We start from the raw sequence: 22,475 nt of genomic DNA, 5'->3' as shown, positions 1-22,475 counted from the left end.
AATCCTGAAGACGGTGGATTTACGTTTACGGTTGCAAAACCCCGATGAAAAGGGTATAGACATCAAATTTTGTTTGGTGTATTGTGAATATTTGCGCTATCCCTAACCTTAGTGCCTTCATATAGCGGTGGGCATGAGTGATACAGAGCAATAACGACCAGTTCACGCAAAGATCCCAGCAACCGACTTATCATAATTCGCCGCGCGCCGAGATTTTTCACGACTGTTTTCGTTCCCTTGTTCCGGGGTAGTGAGTACGAACAGACAGGTCTGTGGAAGGATCCAACTTGGTCGCCTCGAGCACCTCAAATCACGAAGCCGCTAACGGCGCAGTGAATTCAGACGGTACGAACCGTCGAATTTCATTCGCAAAAATTTCAGAGCCATTGCAGGTTCCTAACCTGCTCGCTCTTCAAACTGATAGTTTTGACCGTCTCGTAGGTAACGAGAGATGGGCAGAACGTCTGAAGCAAGCTGAAGAAACCGGAGATACCTCGGTTCAGAGTGTTTCAGGTTTGTCAGAAATCTTTGAAGAGATCTCTCCGATTGAAGACTTCCAGGGCACAATGTCCCTGTCATTCTCCGAACCCGAATTTGCTGACCCTAAGTACACCATGGATGAATGCAAGGATCGCGATGCGACCTATGCAGCTCCGCTGTACGTCAAGGCCGAATTCATGAATAACAACACCGGCGAAATTAAGCAACAGACTGTGTTCATGGGCGATTTCCCGCTGATGACCGAGTCCGGCACCTTTGTTATCAATGGTACTGAGCGCGTTGTTGTTTCTCAGCTGGTTCGTTCACCCGGTGCTTACTTCGAAAAGGTTGCCGATCGTACTTCTGATAAAGACATCTACACCGCGAAGATTATCCCTTCACGCGGTGCTTGGTTCGAGCTAGAAATTGACAAGCGAGACCAGGTCGGCGTCCGTCTTGACCGCAAGCGTAAGCAGTCCGTAACTGTACTGCTGAAGGCTTTGGGCTGGACCGAGGCTAAGATTCTTGAAGAGTTCGGTGAATTCGATTCGATTCGCGCTACCTTGGAAAAGGACAGCGTTGAGACTCGCGAAGAAGCTTTACTTGATATCTACCGCAAGCTTCGTCCTGGTGAACCTCCAACAGTCGATGCAGCTCAGAATCTGCTCGATAACATGTACTTCACCCCTAAGCGTTACGATCTGGCAAAGGTAGGCCGTTACAAGGTCAACCGTAAGCTCGGTATCGATATGCCTATGGATGATCCTTCGGCAATGGTTTTGAGCCAGGATGACATCGCAGCGATGATTCGTTACCTGGTCACTTTGCATGCTGGTGGAACGACCATCAAGGGTATCCGTGACGGTGAAGAAACTACTTTGCGCGTTGATACTGACGACATCGATCACTTTGGTAACCGCCGTATCCGTGCAGTAGGCGAGCTCATTGAGAACCAGATTCGTACCGGTTTGTCCCGTATGGAGCGCGTGGTTCGTGAGCGTATGACTACTCAGGACGTTGAGGCTATTACTCCTCAGACACTGATTAACATTCGCCCCGTTGTAGCTTCTATCAAGGAGTTCTTCGGTACTTCTCAGCTTTCCCAGTTCATGGATCAGAACAACCCGCTTGCAGGTTTGACCCACAAGCGTCGTCTGTCCGCGTTGGGTCCTGGCGGTCTTTCACGTGACCGCGCAGGCATGGAAGTTCGAGACGTTCACCCCTCCCACTACGGTCGTATGTGCCCCATTGAAACCCCTGAAGGACCCAACATTGGTCTGATTGGTTCGTTGGCAACTTACGCTCGTATTAACCCCTTCGGTTTCATTGAAACTCCCTACCGCAAGGTAGAAAACGGTCAGGTGACCGATAAGGTTATCTACCTGACTGCTGACGATGAGAAGGGCGCAATTATTGCGCAGGCAAACGCTCCTCTGAATGATGAGATGCGTTTTGCTGAGGACGAAGTTCTCTGTCGTGCAGCAGATGGTTCAGGCGAAGCTGTGCTGGTTGAAGTTGAAAACGTTGAGTTTATGGACGTTTCTCCTCGCCAGATGGTGTCTGTTGCAACTGCTTTGATTCCTTACCTGGAACACGACGATGCTAACCGCGCGCTGATGGGCGCCAACATGCAGCGTCAGGCTGTACCGTTGCTGATGTCAGAAGCACCTGTTGTTGGTACCGGTATGGAGAAGTACGCAGCGATTGACTCCGGTGACTCCGTTCTTGCTAAGAAGGCAGGCGTAGTTTCTGAGGTCTCCGCTGATTTGGTGATTGTCCGTAATGACGATGGAACCACTTCTTCTTACCCCATTGCTAAGTTCCAGCGTTCCAACCCCGGTAACTGCTACAACCACCGCGTAGTGGTCAAGGCAGGGGACCGCGTTGAAGCTGCTGGTCTGATTGCAGATGGTCCTTCGACCGATAAGGGCGAGCTGGCTCTGGGTAAGAACCTCCTTGTGGCTTACATGTCTTGGGAAGGTTTCAACTTCGAGGACGGCATCATCCTGTCCCAGCGTATGATTTCCGACGACGTTCTCACTTCAATTCACATTGAAGAGCACGAGATTGACGCCCGCGATACCAAGCTGGGTGCTGAGGAAATCACTCGTGATATCCCCAACGTTTCTGAAGAAGTTCTTTCTGCTTTGGACGAGCGCGGCATCATTCACATCGGTGCTGAGGTTGAGTCCGGCGATATCCTCGTGGGTAAGGTTACTCCTAAGGGTGAGACCGAACTGACTCCTGAAGAGCGCCTTCTCCGCGCTATCTTTGGTGAAAAGTCACGCGAAGTTCGCGATACCTCTTTGAAGGTTCCTCACGGTGAATCCGGTACCGTTATCGGCGTCCGTATTTTCGATCGTGAAACCGATGAAGAAGATTTGCCGTCAGGTGTTAACCAGCTGGTCCGCGTTTACGTGGCTCAGAAGCGCAAGATTACTGTGGGCGATAAGCTCGCAGGCCGCCACGGCAACAAGGGTGTTATTACCAAGATTCTTCCGATTGAAGATATGCCCTTCATGGAAGACGGTACTCCCGTTGACATCATTCTGAACCCGCTGGGCGTTCCCGGTCGTATGAACATTGGCCAGGTGCTCGAAGTTCATACCGGCTGGTTAGCTAAGCAGGGTTGGAAGATTGAGGGCAATCCTGCATGGATGGACAAGCTTCCTAACTTCCCCAAGGAAACCGGCCCCACTAACGTGGCAACTCCGGTATTCGACGGCGCTGGTGAAGATGAATTGTTCGACCTGCTCGATCACGCTAACCCCAACCGCGACGGCGATCGTTTGATTAACCGTACCGGTAAGGCACGTTTGCTCGATGGTCGTTCCGGTGAGCCTTTCCCTGAGCCCGTTTCGGTGGGCTACCAGTACATCTTGAAGCTACACCACTTGGTGGACGATAAGATTCACGCTCGCTCCACCGGTCCGTACTCCATGATTACTCAGCAGCCCCTGGGTGGTAAGGCTCAGTTCGGCGGTCAGCGTTTTGGTGAGATGGAAGTTTGGGCACTGGAAGCATACGGTGCTGCTTACACCCTTCAGGAAATTCTGACTATCAAGTCTGACGACGTTCACGGTCGTGTGAAGGTCTATGAGGCAATTGTTAAGGGTGAGAACATCCCTGAACCGGGTGTTCCTGAGTCTTTCAAGGTTCTCATCAAGGAAATGCAGTCACTGTGCCTCAACGTTGAAGTTCTTTCAACTGATGGTAAGACCATCCACATGCGCGATGCTGAAGACGAAGGCTTCCGTGCTGCAGATGATCTGGGTATTGACCTGTCCCATGCAGAGCCCAGCTCTGTTGAAGAGGTCTAATCCGTTTTTCGGATGTACTCCATTCATCATTTCTACGAAATAGTCTTCACCACTACTGAAAAGAGATAAGGACCAAATGTCCAACGAATCTTCACTCGGTTTGATGCGTATTGGCCTAGCCACTGCTGAGGATATCCGCAGCTGGTCATATGGCGAGGTCAAGAAGCCTGAAACCATTAACTACCGAACCCTGAAGCCAGAAAAAGAGGGCTTGTTCGACGAGCGTATCTTCGGACCTACTCGCGACTGGGAATGCTACTGCGGTAAGTACAAGCGCGTACGTTTCAAGGGTATTATCTGTGAGCGCTGTGGCGTTGAGGTAACCCGTGCAAAGGTACGTCGTGAGCGTATGGGTCACATTGAGCTTGCTTCTCCTGTGACTCACATCTGGTACTTCAAGGGTGTTCCTTCACGCTTGGGTTATCTGCTCGATTTGGCACCGAAGGATCTTGAAAAGATTATTTACTTCGCTGCTTACATGATTACTTCTGTGGATGAAGAGGCTCGTCACGAGGATCTTCCGAATCTGCAGGCTGCTTTTGATCGCGATAAGAAGGTTCTTGCTGATCAGCGCGATGCTGATATCAACCTGATTGCTCGCGAAACTGAAGAAGAACTGGCTCGTATTGAAGCTGAAGGCGGTAAGGCTGCAGAGAAGCGTAAGCTTCGCGATGCCGCTGAGCGCCAGATGGCTTCAGTGCGGAAGAACGCTGATCGTGAGATTGAATTCGAAGAGCGTGTTTGGGATCGCTTTAAGAACCTGAAGGTAGCTGACCTTGAAGGTGATGAGGCTCTTTACCGTGCCATGGTCGATAAGTACGGCATGTACTTTGAAGGTTCAATGGGTGCTGAATCTATTAAGAAGCGCCTTGAGAACTTTGACATGGAAGCTGAAGCTGAGTCGCTTCGCGAGATTATTCAGACAGGTAAGGGACAGCGTAAGACTCGTGCCTTGAAGCGTTTGAAGGTTGTCAACTCATTCTTGACTACCACCAACTCGCCTTTGGGTATGGTTCTTGAAGCTGTGCCTGTGATTCCTCCGGAATTGCGCCCCATGGTGCAGCTCGACGGCGGTCGTTTCGCGACTTCAGACCTTAACGATCTGTACCGTCGTGTCATCAACCGTAACAACCGTTTGAAGCGTCTGCTTGATCTCGGTGCTCCTGAGATTATCGTGAATAACGAAAAGCGCATGCTTCAGGAAGCTGTTGACTCCTTGTTCGATAACGGTCGTCGTGGCCGTCCTGTTACCGGCCCGGGTAACCGTCCTTTGAAGTCTCTCTCTGACATGCTCAAGGGCAAGCAGGGTCGTTTCCGCCAGAACCTTCTGGGTAAGCGCGTTGACTACTCAGGACGTTCGGTTATCGTCGGCGGTCCTCAGCTTCAGATGCATCAGTGCGGTCTGCCTAAGCAGATGGCGCTTGAGCTCTTCAAGCCTTTTGTGATGAAGCGTCTGGTTGACCTCAACCACGCTCAGAACATTAAGTCCGCTAAGCGCATGGTGGAGCGTTCACGCTCACAGGTGTGGGACGTTCTGGAAGAAATCATTACGGAGCACCCCGTATTACTCAACCGTGCACCTACTCTGCACCGTCTTGGTATTCAGGCGTTCGAACCTCAGCTTGTTGAGGGTAAGGCTATCCAGCTGCATCCTCTCGTTTGCTCTGCGTTCAACGCTGACTTCGACGGCGATCAGATGGCTGTTCACCTACCCCTCTCACCTGAGGCTCAGGCTGAAGCACGCATTTTGATGCTTTCTTCAAATAATATTTTGAAGCCTTCAGATGGCCGCCCCGTTGCGGTTCCTGACCAGGATATGATCATTGGTTTGTTCCACTTGACCACTCCTCGTGATGACGCAGCCGGTGAAGGCCGTACCTTCTCCTCACTTGCTGAGGCGCTTATGGCTCTTGATCTGCACGAGATTGAGCTGTATTCCAAGGTCAAGATCCTCACAGATAACTTTGTTGCTCCTGAGGGTTACGAGTTCCCCGAGGGTTACAAGGAGGGCGAGCCTCTTCTCGTAGAGTGCACCGTGGGTCAGGTTATTTTCAACCAGGCTTTGCCTGCTGATTACCCCTGGTTCGATAAGGTTGCGGATAAGAAGACCCTTGGTTCTTTGATTAATGATCTTGCTGAGAAGTACCCCATGATTGAGGTTGCTCGCTCACTAGATAATCTGAAGAACACTGGTTTCTACTACGCTTCGCGTTCAGGCGTTACCGTTGCTGTTTCTGATATTGCTGCTCCTCCTTCGAAGCCCGCCATTATGGAGAGCTACGAGAGCCAGGCTGCTGATATTCAGAGCCAGTTTGATATGGGTCTGATTGACGACAACGAGCGTCGTACCGAGCTCATCGACATCTGGACCAAGGCAACTGATGAAGTTGCTGAGGCTATGCGCGATAACTTGGCTAACCTGAATACCACTATTAACCGTATGGTGACTTCAGGTGCTCGTGGTAACTGGATGCAGGTTCGTCAGATTGCGGGTATCCGTGGTCTGGTGGCAAACCCCAAGGGTGAGATTATGCCTCGCCCCATTAAGTCTTCCTACCGTGAAGGCTTGACCGTGCTCGAGTACTTCATCGCTACTCACGGTGCTCGTAAGGGTCTTGCTGATACCGCGCTTCGTACCGCTAACTCGGGTTACTTGACCCGTCGTCTGGTGGACGTTTCTCAGGATGTCATCGTTCGTGAGCACGATTGTGGTACTCACCGCGGTTTGACCTTGCCATTGGTTCAGGTTGACGAAGAAATCGGCACCATTTCGCTTCATGAAAACGTTGAAAGCTCGATTCACGGTCGTGCCTTTGCGGTTGATGTGAAGGCTGAAGACGGCACCGTTTTGGCTGAGGCCGGTACTGATGTTTCTGATCCTATGATTGAGAAGCTGTACAAGGCTGGAATCCAAGACATTAAGGTTCGTTCGGTGCTGACCTGCGAGTCTGCAGTGGGCGTTTGTGCGCTTTGCTACGGTCGTTCGATGGCATCGGGTAACCTGGTTGATATTGGTGAGGCAGTGGGCATTATTGCTGCACAGTCCATCGGTGAGCCCGGTACCCAGCTGACTATGCGTACCTTCCACACCGGTGGTGTTGCATCAGCGGACGATATTACTCAGGGTCTTCCCCGTATTCAGGAGCTTTTCGAGGCACGTACACCTAAGGGTGTTGCACCGATTTCGGAGGTTTCAGGTCGTATCTCTATTGAAGATACTGAGAAATCGCTGAAGGTTGTTGTAACTCCTGATAATGGTGATGAAGCGATTGCTTACCCCGTTCTTCGCCGTGCGCGTCTGAACGTTGCAGAGGGCGATCATGTCACCGTTGGTGATCAGCTTGTTGCCGGTGCAGTTGACCCGAAGGAAGTTCTGCGTATTCGTGGACCTCGTGAGGCTCAGAAGCACCTGGTGGACGAGGTTCAGGGCGTTTACCGTTCACAGGGTGTAGGTATTCACGATAAGCACGTTGAAGTTATCGTTCGTCAGATGCTTCGTCGTGTGACCGTGATTGACTCTGGTGATACCGATCTTCTTCCCGGTGAGTTGGTGGAAAACATTGCTTTCCAGAATGCCAACCGAAAGGCGATGTCCGAGGGCGTTCGTCCCGCGGCAGGTCGTCCGGAAATGATGGGTATTACTAAGGCATCGTTGGCTACCGAATCATGGCTATCCGCTGCGTCCTTCCAGGAGACCACCCGAGTTTTGACTCAGGCGGCTATGGAACGTAAGTCTGATCCTTTGGTGGGTCTGAAGGAGAACGTCATTATCGGTAAGTTGATTCCTGCCGGTACCGGTTTGTCTCGTTACAACAACATCGAGGTTGAACCTACTGATGAGGCTCGCGAGCAGATGTTCCAAGCTTCTGCAGGTGGCTTCAATGACTTCAGCTACGCTGCTGAGAATGAAGGCGCAATTTCAGCCGAGTTCCAGGCTATCCCGCTGGATGACTACGATTTCGGCAAGTAAATCGTAAACTAACGCGGTAGCGTGTAAAAGATGGGCTTCTTTCCTTCTCAGGAAAGGAGCCCATCTTTTTGTGAAGACGACCGGTGCCAGCAAGTAGGGGAGCGCCTATAGACCGGTCTCGTACCCGTGCGCCGTGTCTTCGGCGGGGCTCAGGTCAGATTAAGTGACTGAAATCTTAAGGAATAACCGCTGATAAAGAGACACATCGGTAGGCATGGGGTGGATTAAGAAACAAAAGACCGATATAGTTTTCTACGAAGTACTTAGTCTCAGTTCTAAATGCAGGGTAACTCAGTGCATTTGCTATCAACGTCTCAGTTGTAAGAAGACTAAGGTGGGCTTCGAATCAATGGCAGTATGGATACAGTCCTTTGGTGTTGGTCATTTTGACCTGACTCCTAAATGCCAATTTTTCGCGTGCCCACAAGTTTTCAGCCTGTGCGAAGGCTTGGATTTCAAAGATTCATCTCAAGTTTGAGACGTTTTTTCGAAACAGACTTCACAACATTAGTTGCCTGAGCAAAAGATAAAACTGAGGTAAAAATACGTAGGGCTGTGAAAATCAGTCCGATTATCAGGAGATAATGTGCCTACAATTCAGCAGCTGGTCCGTAAGGGCCGGACTCCCAAGGTCGTAAAGACCAAGGCGCCCGCACTGAAGGGCAGCCCCATGAAGCGTGGCGTATGCGTTCGCGTATACACCACAACCCCTAAGAAGCCTAACTCGGCACTCCGCAAGGTTGCTCGTGTGAAGCTCAACGGCGGCGTTGAAGTAACCGCTTACATTCCCGGTGAAGGTCACAACCTTCAGGAACACTCCATCGTGCTTGTGCGCGGTGGCCGTGTGAAGGACCTCCCCGGTGTTCGTTACAAGATCGTTCGTGGTGCTCTGGATACCCAGGGTGTAAAGGGACGCGGCCAGGCCCGCTCCCGCTACGGCGCTAAGAAGGAGAAGAAGTAATGCCTCGTAAAGGTCCCGCTCCCAAGCGTCCTCTCGTCAACGACCCGGTTTACGGTTCGCCGCTGGTAACCCAGCTTATTAACAAGGTTCTTCAGGACGGTAAGCGTTCCGTTGCAGAGCGTATCGTATACGGTGCACTCGAAGGCGTTGAAAAGAAAACCGGTTCTGAGCCCGTAGCAACTCTCAAGAAGGCAATGGATAACATCCGTCCTTCACTCGAAGTTCGCTCACGCCGCGTCGGTGGCGCAACCTACCAGGTACCTGTTGAGGTTCGTTCCGGCCGCGCAACTGCTTTGGCTCTTCGTTGGTTGGTTGGCTTCTCCAAGCTGCGCCGCGAAAAGACAATGACCGAGCGTCTCATGAACGAGATTTTGGATGCATCCAATGGTCTCGGTGCCGCTGTGAAGCGTCGCGAAGACACTCACAAGATGGCAGAGTCCAACAAGGCTTTTGCACATTACCGCTGGTAATTTCTCTGAATAGCCTGTCGAAATGGTTTTCCATCTTCGACAGGCTTTCGGAGTATCTCACAAAGGGAGATTCAAGTGGCACAAGACGTGCTTACAGACCTCAAGAAGGTCCGCAATATTGGTATTATGGCGCACATTGACGCCGGTAAGACCACCACTACTGAACGCATTCTGTTCTACACCGGTATTAACCACAAAATCGGTGAGACTCACGATGGCGCTTCAACTATGGACTGGATGGCTCAGGAACAGGAACGCGGCATTACTATTACGTCTGCTGCAACTACCTGCTTCTGGAAAGGCAACCAGATTAACATCATCGATACCCCCGGTCACGTTGACTTCACCGTTGAAGTTGAGCGTTCACTGCGTGTTCTCGACGGTGCGGTAGCAGTATTCGATGGTAAAGAAGGCGTTGAGCCTCAGTCTGAGACCGTTTGGCGTCAGGCTGATAAGTATGAAGTTCCTCGTATCTGCTTCGTCAACAAGATGGACAAGCTTGGTGCAGATTTCTACTTCACTGTAGACACCATCGTTAAGCGTCTGGGCGCAACCCCTCTCGTTATGCAGCTCCCCATCGGCGCTGAAAACGACTTCGTGGGTGTTGTTGACTTGCTTACTATGCAGGCATTTGTATGGCCTGGCGACGCCAAGGGCGACGTTACTATGGGTGCTTCCTACGAAACTCGTGAGATTCCCGAGGATCTCAAGGAACGCGCTGAAGAGTACCGCAACCAGCTCGTAGAGACTGTTGCTGAGTCTTCGGAAGAGCTCATGGAAAAGTACCTCGAAGGTGAAGAACTCACCATTGAGGAACTCAAGGCTGGCATTCGCAAGCTCACCGTGAACAACGAAGCATACCCCGTATTCTGTGGTTCTGCATTCAAGAACCGCGGCGTGCAGCCGATGCTCGATGCTGTTATCGATTATCTGCCTTCACCAATTGAGGTCGAAGCAATGGTCGGTCACGATCCCAAGGACGAAGAAAAGGAGCTTACTCGTAAGCCTAACTCTGACGAGCCTTTCTCAGCTTTGGCGTTCAAGGTTGCAGCTCACCCGTTCTACGGTCAGCTCACCTACATCCGCGTTTACTCGGGTAAGGCGTCATCAGGTCAGCAGGTTCTTAACTCCACTAAGGGTAAGAAAGAGCGCATCGGTAAGCTTTTCCAGATGCACTCCAACAAGGAGAACCCTGTTGAAGAGATTCAGGCAGGTCACATCTACGCAGCGATTGGTCTGAAGGACACCACCACCGGTGATACCTTGTGCGATATCGCAAATCCCATCGTTCTTGAGTCCATGAGCTTCCCCGCTCCCGTGATCTTCGTGGCAATTGAGCCTAAGACCAAGGGTGACCAGGAAAAGATGTCAACCGCTATTCAGAAGCTTTCAGCTGAAGACCCCACCTTCACCGTTTCTTTGAACGATGAAACCGGTCAGACTGAAATCGGCGGTATGGGTGAGCTTCACCTTGACATCATCGTGGATCGCATGAAGCGTGAGTTCAAGGTTGAGGCTAACGTTGGTAAGCCTCAGGTTGCTTACCGCGAGACCATCAAGAAGGCTGTTGAAAAGGTCGACTACACTCACAAGAAGCAGACCGGTGGTTCAGGTCAGTTTGCGAAGGTTCAGGTTTCATTCGAACCTATTCCTCTCGATTCTGAAGAACTGTACGAGTTTGACAACGTTGTGACCGGTGGTCGTGTTCCTCGTGAATACATTCCTTCCGTTGACCACGGTATCCAGGACGCTATGCAGCTTGGTATCCTCGCAGGTTACCCTGTTGTTGGTGTGAAGGCTACCCTTATCGACGGCGCTTACCACGACGTTGACTCCTCTGAAATGGCCTTCAAGATTGCTGGCTCCATGGTATTCAAGGAAGGCGCACGTCGCGCTAACCCCGTACTGCTGGAACCTTTGATGGCTGTTGAAGTTCGTACTCCTGAGGAGTACATGGGCGATGTTATCGGCGACCTTAACTCTCGCCGCGGCCACATTCAGTCCATGGAAGACGCCGCTGGTGTGAAGATTGTTCACGCTAACGTACCGCTTTCTGAAATGTTCGGTTACATTGGCGACCTGCGTTCAAAGACTCAGGGTCGTGCAGTTTACTCGATGACTTTCGATAGCTACTCTGAGGTTCCCAAGGCAGTTGCTGACGAAATCATCCAGAAGAACCGCGGCGAATAATCGCCTCGCGCGGTTCCACTATGTGAGCCGCATCTAATTTACTAAAAATAAACTATTGAAATCTCACAAAGGTTTCTCCTCACCGGCGTAATCCGCTAATGTAGACGCTAGACCGTTTTATAAACGGACTGCGCCGGTGAGAAACCCGAGTGCATGTTTTTCAATTTCGTTCTAGGAGGAACACCCTTGGCTAAGGCTAAGTTCGAGCGCTCCAAGCCTCACGTAAACGTTGGTACCATTGGTCACGTTGACCACGGTAAGACCACCCTTACCGCTGCTATCTCCAAGGTTCTTGCTGAAAAGTACCCTGATCTGAACGAGCAGCGCGACTTCGGTATGATCGACTCCGCTCCTGAAGAGCGCCAGCGCGGTATTACCATTAACATTGCTCACATTGAGTACCAGACCGAGAAGCGCCACTACGCACACGTTGACGCTCCCGGCCACGCTGACTATGTCAAGAACATGATCACCGGTGCTGCTCAGATGGACGGCGCAATCCTCGTTGTTGCTGCAACTGACGGCCCCATGGCACAGACCCGCGAGCACGTTCTTCTTGCTCGCCAGGTTGGCGTTCCCACCCTGCTTGTTGCACTCAACAAGTCAGACATGGTTGATGACGAAGAGCTTCTCGACCTCGTCGAGATGGAAGTTCGCGATCTGCTTTCCTCACAGGAATTCGATGGCGATGACGCTCCCGTTATCCGCGTTTCTGCTCTCAAGGCTCTTGAAGGCGACCCTGAGTGGGTTGCAAAGATCGAAGAGCTCATGGAAGCTGTCGACGACTACATTCCGGACCCCGTTCGTGAAACCGACAAGCCCTTCCTCATGCCTATCGAGGACGTCTTCACCATCACCGGTCGCGGTACCGTTGTAACCGGCCGTGCAGAGCGTGGTACCCTCGCAATCAACTCTGAAGTTGAAATCGTTGGTATTCGCCCCATCCAGAAGACCACCGTTACCGGTATCGAGATGTTCCACAAGCAGCTCGACGAAGCATGGGCAGGCGAGAACTGTGGTCTGCTTCTTCGTGGTCTAAAGCGCGACGACGTTGAGCGTGGCCAGGTTGTTGTAGCTCCCGGCTCTATCACCCCCCACACCGACTTCGAAGCTAACGTCTACATCCTTTCCAAGGATGAAGGCGGACGCCACAACCCCTTCTACTCAAACTACCGTCCTCAGTTCTACTTCCGTACAACTGACGTAACCGGCGTTATCACTCTTCCTGAGGGTACCGAAATGGTTATGCCTGGCGATAACACTGAGATGACCGTTGAGCTCATCCAGCCCATCGCTATGGAAGAGGGCCTCGGTTTCGCTATCCGTGAGGGTGGCCGCACCGTTGGTTCAGGTCGCGTAACCAAGATCATCAAGTAATTGATGTAAGACGCGAACTGGCTCAGGCTAGTTGAAAAGATGCTCCGAGCACTAGCTCGGGGCATCTTTTGTTTAATATTGCATATTAGGTGTGAAGCTAGGCACTAATCCAAGATAGGGGTTGCAAGCGGGCGGTAGCTCTGTAAGAATAGAACACGTTGTTCAAGCGCTTACTACGTTTGATTAGCTTATTCTTCTTGAATCTATGCGAAAACTTGCAGTACAGAGGTTGTGCTGAATGAAGTAGTAAGACCAAATATGACCCGGTTCTGACTGATCGAGGGATTAGTGCGCATAATATAAGCGACACGCCCGAGTTCGGGGGTCGGTGCTTGAGTGAGTTGAGGAACCCGGAATTATTCGGATTCAGCTTGCATCAGACGGCGCGAAAGAGTGTACAGATGCTCTTTACCTTAAGCGCCTAAAAAGGGGCATTGCCCCGTTACAGGGAAGTACTTCAAGAAAGAGAGTCCGACAGATGGCGGGACAGAAAATCCGCATCCGTCTGAAGTCTTACGACCACGAGGTCATTGATTCTTCAGCACGGAAAATCGTTGAGACAGTTACGCGTGCAGGCGCGACGGTAGTGGGCCCCGTACCCCTTCCGACCGAAAAGAACGTTTACTGCGTTATTCGTTCGCCTCACAAGTACAAGGACAGCCGCGAGCATTTCGAAATGCGCACGCACAAGCGTCTGATCGACGTCGTTGATCCGACTCCTAAGGCTGTTGATGCCCTCATGCGTCTTGACCTTCCGGCAGACGTGAACATCGAAATCAAGCTGTAGAGGATCGCATCTAAATGACTAACAAATTTGAGCGCCAGGTGAAGGGCCTGTTGGGCACAAAGCTCGGCATGACTCAGGTCTGGGACGAGAACGGCAAGTTCATTCCCGTTACCGTCGTTAAGGCTGATTCTAACGTCGTCACTCAGCTGCGCAACAAAGACACCGATGGCTATGAAGCTGTTCAGATCGGTTTCGGTGCAATCGATTCTCGCAAGGTCACCAAGCCTTTGGCTGGTCACTTCGAGAAAGCAGGCGTAACCCCTCGCCGTCACCTCGTTGAACTCCGCACTTCTGATGCTGCAGAGTACTCCCTCGGACAGGAACTGTCCGTAGAGCTCTTCGCAGAAGGCCAGAAGGTAGACGTTGTAGGCAAGACCAAGGGTAAAGGTTTCGCCGGCGTTATGAAGCGTCACGGCTTCGCAGGTGTTGGCGCATCACACGGTGCCCACAAGAACCACCGTAAGCCTGGCTCAATCGGTGGCGCATCCTACCCCGCACGCGTATTCAAGGGTATGCGTATGGCTGGTCGTATGGGTGCAAACCGTCACACCACTATGAACCTGACTATCCAGGGTGTAGATACCGAAAACAATGTTCTTTTGATCAAGGGTGCTATCCCCGGTCCTAAGGGCGGCGTTGTTTTGGTCCGCACCGCTGTGAAGGGAGCCTAAATACAATGGCTGTCAATACTGTCAAGGTAGACCTGCCTGCTGACCTGTTTGACGCTCAGGCATCTGTGCCTTTGCTTCACCAGGTAGTTGTAGCTCAGCTCGCTGCAGCACGCCAGGGTACCCATAAAACCAAAAACCGCGGCGAAGTTTCGGGCGCAGGTCGCAAGCCTTTCAAGCAGAAGGGCACCGGCCGCGCACGTCAGGGCTCAATCCGTGCACCCCACATGACTGGTGGTGGCGTTGTACACGGCCCGACCCCTCGTAACTACGCACAGCGTACTCCCAAAAAGATGATTGCAGCTGCACTTCGCGGCGCGCTTTCAGATCGTGCACGTAACGGTCGCATCAGTGTTGTTGAGAACTTGGTAGAAGGTAACACTCCTTCCACCAAGGCAATCAAGGCATCAATTGCTTCGATCACTTCACGTAAGAACGTTCTGTTGGTTATCGACCGCAAGGAAGATGCAGTAGCGCTGTCAGCACGCAACCTGGAGAAGGTACACGTTCTTTACGCAGATCAGCTCAACACTTACGATGTGCTGGTTTCTGACGACGTCATCTTCACCAAGGACGCATACGACGTATTCGTCGCAGTTGCATCCAAGGCTAAGAAGGGGGCTGCTAAGTAATGAGCGTCTCTATCAACAAGAATCCCCGCGACGTGATCATTGCTCCCGTCGTGTCGGAAAAGAGCTATGGTCAGTTCGATGAAGGTAAGTACACCTTCCTCGTTGACCCCAGCTCAAACAAGCTGGAAATCAAGCAGGCTATCGAAGAAATTTTCGACGTCAAGGTTGCTTCCGTCAACACCGCAAACCGCCAGGGCAAGCGCACTCGCTTTGGCTGGGGTACTCGTAAGAGTACCAAGCGCGCGATTGTGACTCTTTCAGAAGGCACCATCGACCTCTTCGGCGGTCCGCAGGCATAGTCCCGCGGAGACCACTTTAGCGAAGGAAAGAAATACTAAATGGGTATTCGTAAACACAAGCCGACGACCCCGGGTCGCCGCGGTTCGAGCGTTGCTGATTTCGCAGAAATCACCCGTTCAACCCCGGAGAAGTCCCTGCTTCGTCCGCTTTCAAAGACCGGCGGTCGTAACAACACCGGCCGTATCACCACCCGTCACAAGGGCGGTGGACACAAACGCCAGTACCGTCTCATCGACTTCCGTCGTCATGACAAGGACGGCGTAAACGCACGCGTTGCACACATCGAGTACGATCCAAACCGTACCGCTCGTATCGCACTGTTGCATTACGTCGATGGCACCAAGCGTTACATCATCGCTCCCAACCGTTTGAGCCAGGGCGACATCGTTGAATCAGGTCCGTCAGCTGACATTAAGCCTGGTAACAACCTGCCTTTGCGCAACATCCCCGTGGGTACTGTTATTCACGCTGTAGAACTTCGCCCCGGTGGCGGAGCCAAGATGGGCCGCTCCGCTGGCGCATCTATTCAGCTTGTTGCTCGTGAAGGTCGCTACGCTCAGCTGCGTTTGCCTTCAGGCGAAATCCGCAACGTAGATGTTCGTTGCCGCGCAACCGTTGGTGCAGTTGGTAACGCCGAGCAGGCAAACATCAACTGGGGTAAAGCAGGACGCAACCGCTGGAAGGGCATCCGCCCGACCGTTCGTGGTGTTGTCATGAACCCTGTTGATCACCCGCACGGTGGTGGTGAAGGTAAGACTTCTGGCGGTCGTCATCCGGTTAACCAGAATGGTAAGCCCGAGGGTCGTACTCGTCGCCCCAACAAGGAAAGCGACAAGCTCATTGTTCGTCGCCGTCGTACTGGCAAGAAGCGCTAAGGAGCCTAGAACATGCCTCGTAGTTTGAAAAAGGGTCCTTTCGTCGATCAGCACCTTTTCCTAAAGGTTGCAGCTCAGAACGAGAAGGGCACCAAGAATGTAATCAAGACTTGGTCACGTCGCTCAATGATTATTCCCGACATGCTCGGACATACCATTGCAGTTCATGACGGACGCAAGCACGTACCCGTGTTCATCACTGAGTCGATGGTCGGACACAAACTCGGTGAGTTTGCTCAGACCCGCACTTTCCGTGGCCACGTGAAGGACGATCGTAAGGGTAAGCGTCGCTAATATCGGTTTTCCGATATAAGAACGTTTTTCCTTTCGAACCAAGACGAAAGAAAGATAGGCAATGGAAGCTAAGGCATCAGCGCGCTATGTACGCGTAACGCCTATGAAGGCACGCCGAGTCGTCAACCTGATCCGTGGTAAGCAAGCGGAAGAGGCTCTGGCAATTCTGAAGTTCGCTCCTCAGGGCGCTTCGGAACCGGTATTCAAGATCGTTGCATCAGCTGTTGCAAACGCTCGCTCCAAGGCATCCGCTTCAGGCGAATCCTTCAAGGAAGAAGAGCTTTTCATCAGTGAAGCATTTGTGGATGAAGGACCCACCATGAAGCGTTTTCAGCCTCGTGCACAGGGTCGCGCATTCCGCATCAACAAGCGCACCAGCCACATCACTGTGGTAGTCGCTACCCCCGAGAAGGAGGAGGGCCGCTAAATGGGACAGAAGATTAACCCTAACGGTTTCCGACTTGGCATCACCACTAACCACGTTTCCAAGTGGTTCGCTGATTCCGCCAAGGAAGGCGAGCGTTACTCGGACTTCGTTCGTGAAGACGTCAAGATCCGCGAGCTCCTCTCCGAAGGTATGGAGCGCGCAGGTATCGCCAAGGTTGAAATCGAGCGTACTCGTGACCGCGTTCGTGTGGATATCCACACTGCACGCCCCGGTATCGTTATCGGTCGCCGTGGCGCAGAAGCTGACCGCATCCGCGGTGAGCTCGAGAAGCTAACCAACAAGCAGATTCAGCTGAACATTCTCGAAGTTGCTCAGCCTGATCTGTCCGCTCAGCTCGTAGCTCAGGGCGTTGCAGAACAGCTCGCATCACGCGTTGCTTTCCGCCGCGCTATGAAGAAGGCTATCCAGTCAGCACAGCGTGCCGGCGCTAAGGGTATTCGTATCCAGTGTGCAGGTCGTTTGGGCGGCGCTGAAATGTCACGTTCAGAGTTCTATCGCGAAGGTCGTGTGCCTCTGCATACCCTGCGTGCGAACATTGATTACGGTTTCTTCGAAGCTAAGACCACTTTCGGCCGCATCGGCGTGAAGGTATGGATCTACAAGGGCGATTTGACCGACAAGGAACTTGCTGCACAGCAGGCTGCCGCCGGTAATCGTCGTGGTGGAGACCGCCGTGGCAACGACCGTCGTCGTCCTGGCGGCAACCGTGGCCCTCGTCGTGAGCGTCGTAATGACAACACTTCAGCTAACACTGAAGCCAAGACTGCAGAAAACGGTGAGGCATAAATGCTTATTCCCCGTCGAGTAAAATATCGTAAGCAGCACCACCCCAAGCGTTCGGGTATGGCAAAAGGCGGAACCGAGGTAACTTTCGGTGAGTGGGGCATTCAGGCTCTTACTCCCGCATACGTCACCAACCGTCAGATTGAAGCTGCACGTATCGCAATGACCCGCCACATCAAGCGCGGCGGTAAGGTATGGATTAACATCTTCCCTGACCGTCCCTTGACCAAGAAGCCTGCTGAAACGCGTATGGGTTCCGGTAAGGGTTCACCCGAATGGTGGGTTGCAAACGTCAAGCCCGGCCGAGTCATGTTTGAACTCTCCGGTGTGTCCGAAGAAGTGGCTCGCGAAGCAATGCGCCTTGCGATTCACAAGCTCCCGATGAAGGCACGCGTTGTGCGTCGCGAAGGTGGTGAGTAAGCGAAATGGCAGTTGGATCAAAGGATCTGAGCATCGATAAGCTCGTTGAGCTTTCTGATGAGGCTCTATCAGAAGAGCTGCGTAAGTCAAAGGAGGAACTTTTCAACCTCCGTTTCCAGGCAGCCACCGGTCAGCTTGAAAATCCCGGTCGAATTCGTTCCGTAAAGCGCGATATCGCACGTGTTTACACTGTGCTGCGTGAGCGCGAGCTCGGTATTCGACCCTCAACCGAAGGTGAAGCCAAGTGAGTGAAGTAACTAACGAAGAGCGCAATTACCGCAAGACTCGCCGCGGCTACGTGACGTCCGACAAAATGGACAAGACCGTAGTTGTTGAAGTTGAGGATCGCGTAAAGCACGGTCTGTATGGCAAGATCTTGACTCAGACCTCCAAGATCAAGGCACATGACGAGCAGAATACTGCTGGCGTTGGCGACCTTGTTCGTTTGGCTGAGACTCGTCCGCTCTCCGCTACCAAGCGTTGGCGCGTCGTCGAGATCATCGAAAAGGCTAAGTAAGTCTTTTTGAGCTTGTCTCACACAATATAGATAGCCCTTCCCCGCAAAAGCGGGGGAGGGCTATTTTTTGACCCAGTACGGTGGATATCACAGTGAGTTCCTGCCTGTATGTGGGGCAAAACTCTTTTGAAGATGAATAAACCCTGATAGAGTTTTAGGTCTGTGTGGATAATTCCACGCAACCACGGATTTTTTCGTGCCAAAGCATAATGCCGCCAAATGCGGGTACTCCCGCTTTATTGCGGGTCAGATGTTCCTGGCATGGCTAAATCCTAGGCGTATCCGCCAACCCGCTTCCTCTGAATCAGGATCGTCGGGACCGGTGCGTCAACACATCCCGTAAAAATGTTCCGCAAGGCTGGCCCACAACATACCGTGCGGTCGGAACCGGCGAGACGACAGGAGAAATATGATTCAGCAAGAGTCACGACTCAAGGTTGCTGATAACACCGGTGCGAAGGAAATCCTGACCATCCGTGTTCTCGGTGGATCTGCGCGTCGTTACGCAGGTATTGGCGACATCATCGTCGCAACCGTTAAGGATGCAATTCCTGGCGGTACCGTAAAGAAGGGCGACGTCGTCAAGGCGGTTGTCGTCCGCACCAAGAAGGAAACTCGTCGTGCAGACGGTTCCTACATTAAGTTCGATGAGAACTCCGCAGTCATCATCAAAAATACTGATGGCGATCCTCGCGGCACCCGTATCTTCGGCCCAGTCGGTCGCGAGCTGCGCGATAAGAAGTTCATGAAGATTATCTCGCTCGCTCCGGAGGTGCTGTAACTCATGGCTAAAATCAAGTCAGGTGACCTGGTTCAGGTTATTTCCGGCGCTGATAAGGGCAAGCAGGGTAAAGTTCTGCGCGTTATCCCTAAAGAAAATCGCGTCATTGTCGAAGGTGTCAAGATTGTCACCAAGCACAACAAGGCAAACCCAATGACCGGTGTTGCCGGTGGCATTGAAAAGGTTGAAGCTCCGATTCACGTTTCTAACGTTGCAATCGTTGATCCAGAGACCAAGAAGCCCACTCGCGTTGGCTTCCGCCTCGAGACTGAAGAGATCAACGGCAAGACTCGCACCAAGCGTGTACGTGTTGCTAAGAGCTCAGGTAAGGACATCTAATGACCGAAACCAAGATCACCCCTCGTTTTAAGACCAAGTTCAACGAAGAGGTTACCCCTGCACTTCAGGAGGAGTTCAACTACTCCAACGTTATGCAGGCACCTAAGTTCGTAAAGGTTGTAGTTAACATGGGCGTTGGCGAAGCAGCACGCGACGCAAAGCTCATGGACGGCGCAATCCGCGACTTGACCGCGATTACCGGTCAGAAGCCTCTTGTAACTCGTGCAAAGAAGTCAATTGCGCAGTTCAAGTTGCGTGAAGGTCAGCCCATCGGCGCGCACGTCACTCTTCGTGGCGATCGCATGTGGGAATTCCTTGATCGTCTGATCACTCTCGCTCTGCCCCGTATCCGCGACTTCCGCGGTCTCTCGGATCAGCAGTTCGACGGCAATGGTAACTACACCTTCGGTTTGACCGAACAGTCAATGTTCCACGAAATCGATCAGGATTCCATCGATCGCGTTCGCGGTATGGACATCACCATTGTTACCTCCGCAAAGACCGATGACGAAGGCCGCGCACTACTTAAGGCGCTTGGCTTCCCGTTCAAAACCAAGTAACGACTACGTTGTAGGTCCCTCCCGCTGATTAACCAGCAACGGATGAGGAAACCGCAATGAGGAAGGGCAAGAGCCCACATGACTATGACAGATCCTGTCGCAGATATGCTGACCCGTTTGCGTAACGCAAACTCAGCACATCACGACACCGTATCTATGCCTTTTTCCAAACTGAAGGGTCACATCGCTGAGATCCTGAAGTCTGAAGGCTACATTGCTAATTTCGAAGTTGAAGACGCAAAGGTAGGCAAGACTCTTACCTTGGCTCTGAAGTTCGGTCCCCAGCGCGAACGCTCCATCGTAGGCGTACGCCGTATTTCCAAGCCGGGTCTGCGTGTATACGCAAAATCCACCAACCTACCTCAGGTACACGGTGGCCTCGGCATCGCAATCCTATCCACCTCTTCAGGTCTGCTTACTGACAAGCAGGCTGCGAAGAAGGGTGTTGGCGGCGAAGTCGTCGCTTACATCTGGTAGTCGGTAGAAGAGAAAGGAAGAGTAAATGTCACGTATTGGACGTCTCCCCATCTCGGTTCCTGCCGGCGTTGAGGTAAAAATTGACGGCAACAACGTTTCTGTGAAGGGTCCCAAGGGCGAACTATCCCGCGAGATTTCTGCACCGATCACTGTTGCTCAGGAAGACGGCACCATCACCGTTTCCCGCCCCAATGACGAGCGCGAATCACGTGCCCTGCACGGTCTTTCACGCACCTTGATCAACAACATGATCATCGGTGTTACTGAGGGATACACGAAGAAGCTTGAAATCATTGGTACCGGTTACCGTGTGGCAGCCAAAGGCCAGGATCTTGAGTTCGCTCTCGGTTATTCACACCCCATCTCCATTAAGGCTCCTGAGGGAATCACCTTTACTGTAGAGGGCCAGAATAAGCTGACCGTTTCCGGCATCAATAAGCAGCAGGTCGGACAGGTCGCTGCTAACATTCATGGTCTACGTAAGCCTGACCCCTATAAGGGTAAGGGCGTTCGCTACGAAGGCGAGCAGATCCGCCGCAAGGTCGGAAAGGCTGGTAAGTAATAATGGCTATCAAAACAAAGTCAGCTGCACGCGCACGTCGTCACGCACGCGTTCGCAAGTACGTATCTGGCACCGCTGCACGTCCCCGTTTGAGCGTTACACGCTCAACCCGTCACATGTTCGTTCAGGTTATCGACGATGTTCAGGGCAAGACCTTGGCATACGCCTCCACCATGGAAGCTGATCTTCGTAACGCTGATTTGGACAAGACCGCTAAGGCTAAGCGCGTTGGTGAGCTCGCTGCAGAGCGCGCCAAGGCAGCAGGCGTTGAAGCTGTTGTCTTCGATCGCGGTGGTAACAAGTACCACGGTCGTGTAGCTGCAGTTGCTGAAGGCGCACGCGAAGGAGGTCTGGCACTCTAATGAGCGAGCAGGCAGTAAACGAAAAGGAAACTCAGGTGACTGAAACAACCGCAGAAGCAGTTGAAACCACCGAGAAGTCTTCCTCTGAAGATCGCCGCAACAACCGTGGCGGTGAACGTCGCGGAAACCGTGGCGGTGAGCGTCGCAACAACCGCGGTCGCGATGAAGAGAAAGACAAGTTCATTGAGCGCGTTGTAACCATCAACCGCGTTTCCAAGGTCGTCAAGGGTGGTCGTCGCTTCAGCTTCACCGCACTTGTCGTTGTTGGAGACGGCCAGGGTATGGTTGGCGTTGGATACGGCAAGGCTAAAGAAGTTCCTGCAGCTATTGCTAAGGGTGTTGAGGAAGCGAAAAAGAATTTCTTCCGCATTCCCCGCATCGAAGATCGCACCATTCCTCACCGTGTGCAGGGTGAAGCAGCCGCTGGCGTGGTAATGCTTCGTCCCGCAACCGCAGGTACCGGTGTTATCGCTGGTGGTCCCGTTCGCGCGGTACTCGAAGCAGCAGGTATCCACGATGTGCTCTCCAAGTCACTTGGTTCTTCGAACCAGATCAACATTGTGAAGGCAACTATCGCAGCTCTCAAGATGCTTGAAGAGCCCGTAGCTGTTGCGGCACGTCGCGGTCTGCCTAACGATGAGGTCATCCCGAGCTTCTTGCTCAAGTCCAAGTCTGAAAAGGCAGGTGCGTAATGACCGGTAAGCGAATTCAGCCCAGCGACGCTCAGCTTGAGATTACTCAGCTCAAGTCTTACGTCGGCCAGAAGCAGAACATGCGTGACACCCTTCGTTCCTTGGGCCTTAAGCGCCCCGGTAACAAGGTTGTTCGTACTGCAGACCCCGTCACCTGCGGCATGGTTAACACCGTTGCTCACCTGGTGAAGGTTGAGGAGGTCAAATAAA

General features: G+C 52.4%; 25 protein-coding genes. All 25 read left to right on the top strand.

Annotated elements, in window-relative coordinates:
* Positions 1-287: 287 nt before the first annotated feature.
* The 25 genes from A7E48_RS03650 to rpmD all read left to right on the top strand — a co-directional run bounded on the left by A7E48_RS03650 (position 288) and on the right by rpmD (position 22,474).
* A complete protein-coding gene (locus tag A7E48_RS03650) occupies positions 288-3,800 on the top strand; it encodes a DNA-directed RNA polymerase subunit beta (protein ID WP_068169606.1) in 3,513 nt (1,170 codons plus the stop codon).
* 76 nt (positions 3,801-3,876) lie between these two features.
* Complete coding sequence (locus A7E48_RS03645; protein ID WP_068169602.1) at positions 3,877-7,770, top strand: DNA-directed RNA polymerase subunit beta'; 3,894 nt, start codon at positions 3,877-3,879, stop codon at positions 7,768-7,770.
* A gap of 586 nt (positions 7,771-8,356) precedes the next feature.
* A complete protein-coding gene (gene rpsL / locus A7E48_RS03635; protein WP_068169596.1) occupies positions 8,357-8,731 on the top strand; it encodes a 30S ribosomal protein S12 in 375 nt (124 codons plus the stop codon).
* Entirely contained in the window at positions 8,731-9,201 is a 471-nt protein-coding gene (rpsG, locus tag A7E48_RS03630; RefSeq protein WP_068169594.1) for a 30S ribosomal protein S7, read from the top strand. Before rpsL ends, rpsG begins: the two co-directional genes overlap by 1 nt.
* 75 nt (positions 9,202-9,276) lie before the next feature.
* Positions 9,277-11,391 carry an elongation factor G gene (fusA, locus tag A7E48_RS03625; RefSeq protein WP_068169592.1) on the top strand — a complete coding sequence of 705 codons (2,115 nt, stop codon included), beginning with the start codon at positions 9,277-9,279 and terminating at the stop codon, positions 11,389-11,391.
* A gap of 186 nt (positions 11,392-11,577) precedes the next feature.
* On the top strand, positions 11,578-12,768 hold the full coding sequence (gene tuf, locus A7E48_RS03620; protein ID WP_068169718.1) for an elongation factor Tu: 1,191 nt from the start codon (positions 11,578-11,580) through the stop codon (positions 12,766-12,768).
* A gap of 478 nt (positions 12,769-13,246) precedes the next feature.
* The gene (gene rpsJ, locus A7E48_RS03615; protein ID WP_068169589.1) at positions 13,247-13,555 is read left to right on the top strand and encodes a 30S ribosomal protein S10; all 309 of its coding nucleotides are present in this window, start codon (positions 13,247-13,249) and stop codon (positions 13,553-13,555) included.
* 14 nt (positions 13,556-13,569) lie between these two features.
* Positions 13,570-14,226 carry a 50S ribosomal protein L3 gene (gene rplC / locus A7E48_RS03610; protein ID WP_068169586.1) on the top strand — a complete coding sequence of 219 codons (657 nt, stop codon included), beginning with the start codon at positions 13,570-13,572 and terminating at the stop codon, positions 14,224-14,226.
* A 5-nt stretch (positions 14,227-14,231) separates the two neighbouring features.
* The gene (gene rplD / locus A7E48_RS03605) at positions 14,232-14,855 is read left to right on the top strand and encodes a 50S ribosomal protein L4 (protein WP_068169581.1); all 624 of its coding nucleotides are present in this window, start codon (positions 14,232-14,234) and stop codon (positions 14,853-14,855) included.
* A complete protein-coding gene (gene rplW / locus A7E48_RS03600; RefSeq protein WP_068169577.1) occupies positions 14,855-15,154 on the top strand; it encodes a 50S ribosomal protein L23 in 300 nt (99 codons plus the stop codon). Before rplD ends, rplW begins: the two co-directional genes overlap by 1 nt.
* A gap of 39 nt (positions 15,155-15,193) precedes the next feature.
* Complete coding sequence (gene rplB, locus A7E48_RS03595; protein WP_068169575.1) at positions 15,194-16,030, top strand: 50S ribosomal protein L2; 837 nt, start codon at positions 15,194-15,196, stop codon at positions 16,028-16,030.
* Positions 16,031-16,042: 12 nt separating this feature from the next.
* Positions 16,043-16,324 carry a 30S ribosomal protein S19 gene (rpsS, locus tag A7E48_RS03590; RefSeq protein ID WP_068169571.1) on the top strand — a complete coding sequence of 94 codons (282 nt, stop codon included), beginning with the start codon at positions 16,043-16,045 and terminating at the stop codon, positions 16,322-16,324.
* 61 nt (positions 16,325-16,385) lie between these two features.
* A complete protein-coding gene (gene rplV, locus A7E48_RS03585; RefSeq protein WP_068169567.1) occupies positions 16,386-16,751 on the top strand; it encodes a 50S ribosomal protein L22 in 366 nt (121 codons plus the stop codon).
* Positions 16,752-17,558 carry a 30S ribosomal protein S3 gene (rpsC, locus tag A7E48_RS03580; RefSeq protein ID WP_068169563.1) on the top strand — a complete coding sequence of 269 codons (807 nt, stop codon included), beginning with the start codon at positions 16,752-16,754 and terminating at the stop codon, positions 17,556-17,558.
* Positions 17,559-17,975, top strand: coding sequence for a 50S ribosomal protein L16 (gene rplP, locus A7E48_RS03575; RefSeq protein WP_068169561.1), 417 nt, complete (start codon positions 17,559-17,561; stop codon positions 17,973-17,975). It begins immediately after the preceding gene.
* 5 nt (positions 17,976-17,980) lie between these two features.
* Positions 17,981-18,223, top strand: a complete 243-nt coding sequence (gene rpmC, locus A7E48_RS03570) for a 50S ribosomal protein L29 (protein WP_068169559.1) — start codon at positions 17,981-17,983, stop codon at positions 18,221-18,223.
* Complete coding sequence (gene rpsQ / locus A7E48_RS03565) at positions 18,220-18,492, top strand: 30S ribosomal protein S17 (RefSeq protein WP_068169555.1); 273 nt, start codon at positions 18,220-18,222, stop codon at positions 18,490-18,492. Before rpmC ends, rpsQ begins: the two co-directional genes overlap by 4 nt.
* Before the next feature lie 409 nt (positions 18,493-18,901).
* Entirely contained in the window at positions 18,902-19,273 is a 372-nt protein-coding gene (rplN, locus tag A7E48_RS03560) for a 50S ribosomal protein L14 (RefSeq protein WP_068169553.1), read from the top strand.
* A 3-nt stretch (positions 19,274-19,276) separates the two neighbouring features.
* A complete protein-coding gene (gene rplX / locus A7E48_RS03555) occupies positions 19,277-19,612 on the top strand; it encodes a 50S ribosomal protein L24 (RefSeq protein WP_068169550.1) in 336 nt (111 codons plus the stop codon).
* The gene (gene rplE, locus A7E48_RS03550; RefSeq protein WP_068169548.1) at positions 19,612-20,172 is read left to right on the top strand and encodes a 50S ribosomal protein L5; all 561 of its coding nucleotides are present in this window, start codon (positions 19,612-19,614) and stop codon (positions 20,170-20,172) included. Before rplX ends, rplE begins: the two co-directional genes overlap by 1 nt.
* Positions 20,173-20,250: 78 nt before the next feature.
* Positions 20,251-20,649, top strand: coding sequence for a 30S ribosomal protein S8 (gene rpsH, locus A7E48_RS03545; protein ID WP_068169547.1), 399 nt, complete (start codon positions 20,251-20,253; stop codon positions 20,647-20,649).
* A gap of 25 nt (positions 20,650-20,674) precedes the next feature.
* Entirely contained in the window at positions 20,675-21,211 is a 537-nt protein-coding gene (gene rplF, locus A7E48_RS03540) for a 50S ribosomal protein L6 (protein ID WP_068169544.1), read from the top strand.
* 2 nt (positions 21,212-21,213) lie between these two features.
* On the top strand, positions 21,214-21,573 hold the full coding sequence (gene rplR / locus A7E48_RS03535; RefSeq protein ID WP_068169541.1) for a 50S ribosomal protein L18: 360 nt from the start codon (positions 21,214-21,216) through the stop codon (positions 21,571-21,573).
* Positions 21,573-22,265, top strand: a complete 693-nt coding sequence (gene rpsE, locus A7E48_RS03530) for a 30S ribosomal protein S5 (protein WP_068169539.1) — start codon at positions 21,573-21,575, stop codon at positions 22,263-22,265. The genes rplR and rpsE overlap by 1 nt, the downstream gene beginning before the upstream one ends.
* Entirely contained in the window at positions 22,265-22,474 is a 210-nt protein-coding gene (rpmD, locus tag A7E48_RS03525) for a 50S ribosomal protein L30 (RefSeq protein WP_068169536.1), read from the top strand. The genes rpsE and rpmD overlap by 1 nt, the downstream gene beginning before the upstream one ends.
* The last annotated feature ends 1 nt before the right edge of the window (position 22,475 follow it).

The sequence above is a fragment of the Rothia sp. ND6WE1A genome (assembly GCF_001683935.1).
In the GTDB taxonomy this organism is placed as follows: domain Bacteria; phylum Actinomycetota; class Actinomycetes; order Actinomycetales; family Micrococcaceae; genus Rothia; species Rothia amarae.
The sequence above is the reverse complement of the archived record's forward strand: the minus strand, read 5'-3'. Positions and strand labels throughout refer to the sequence as shown.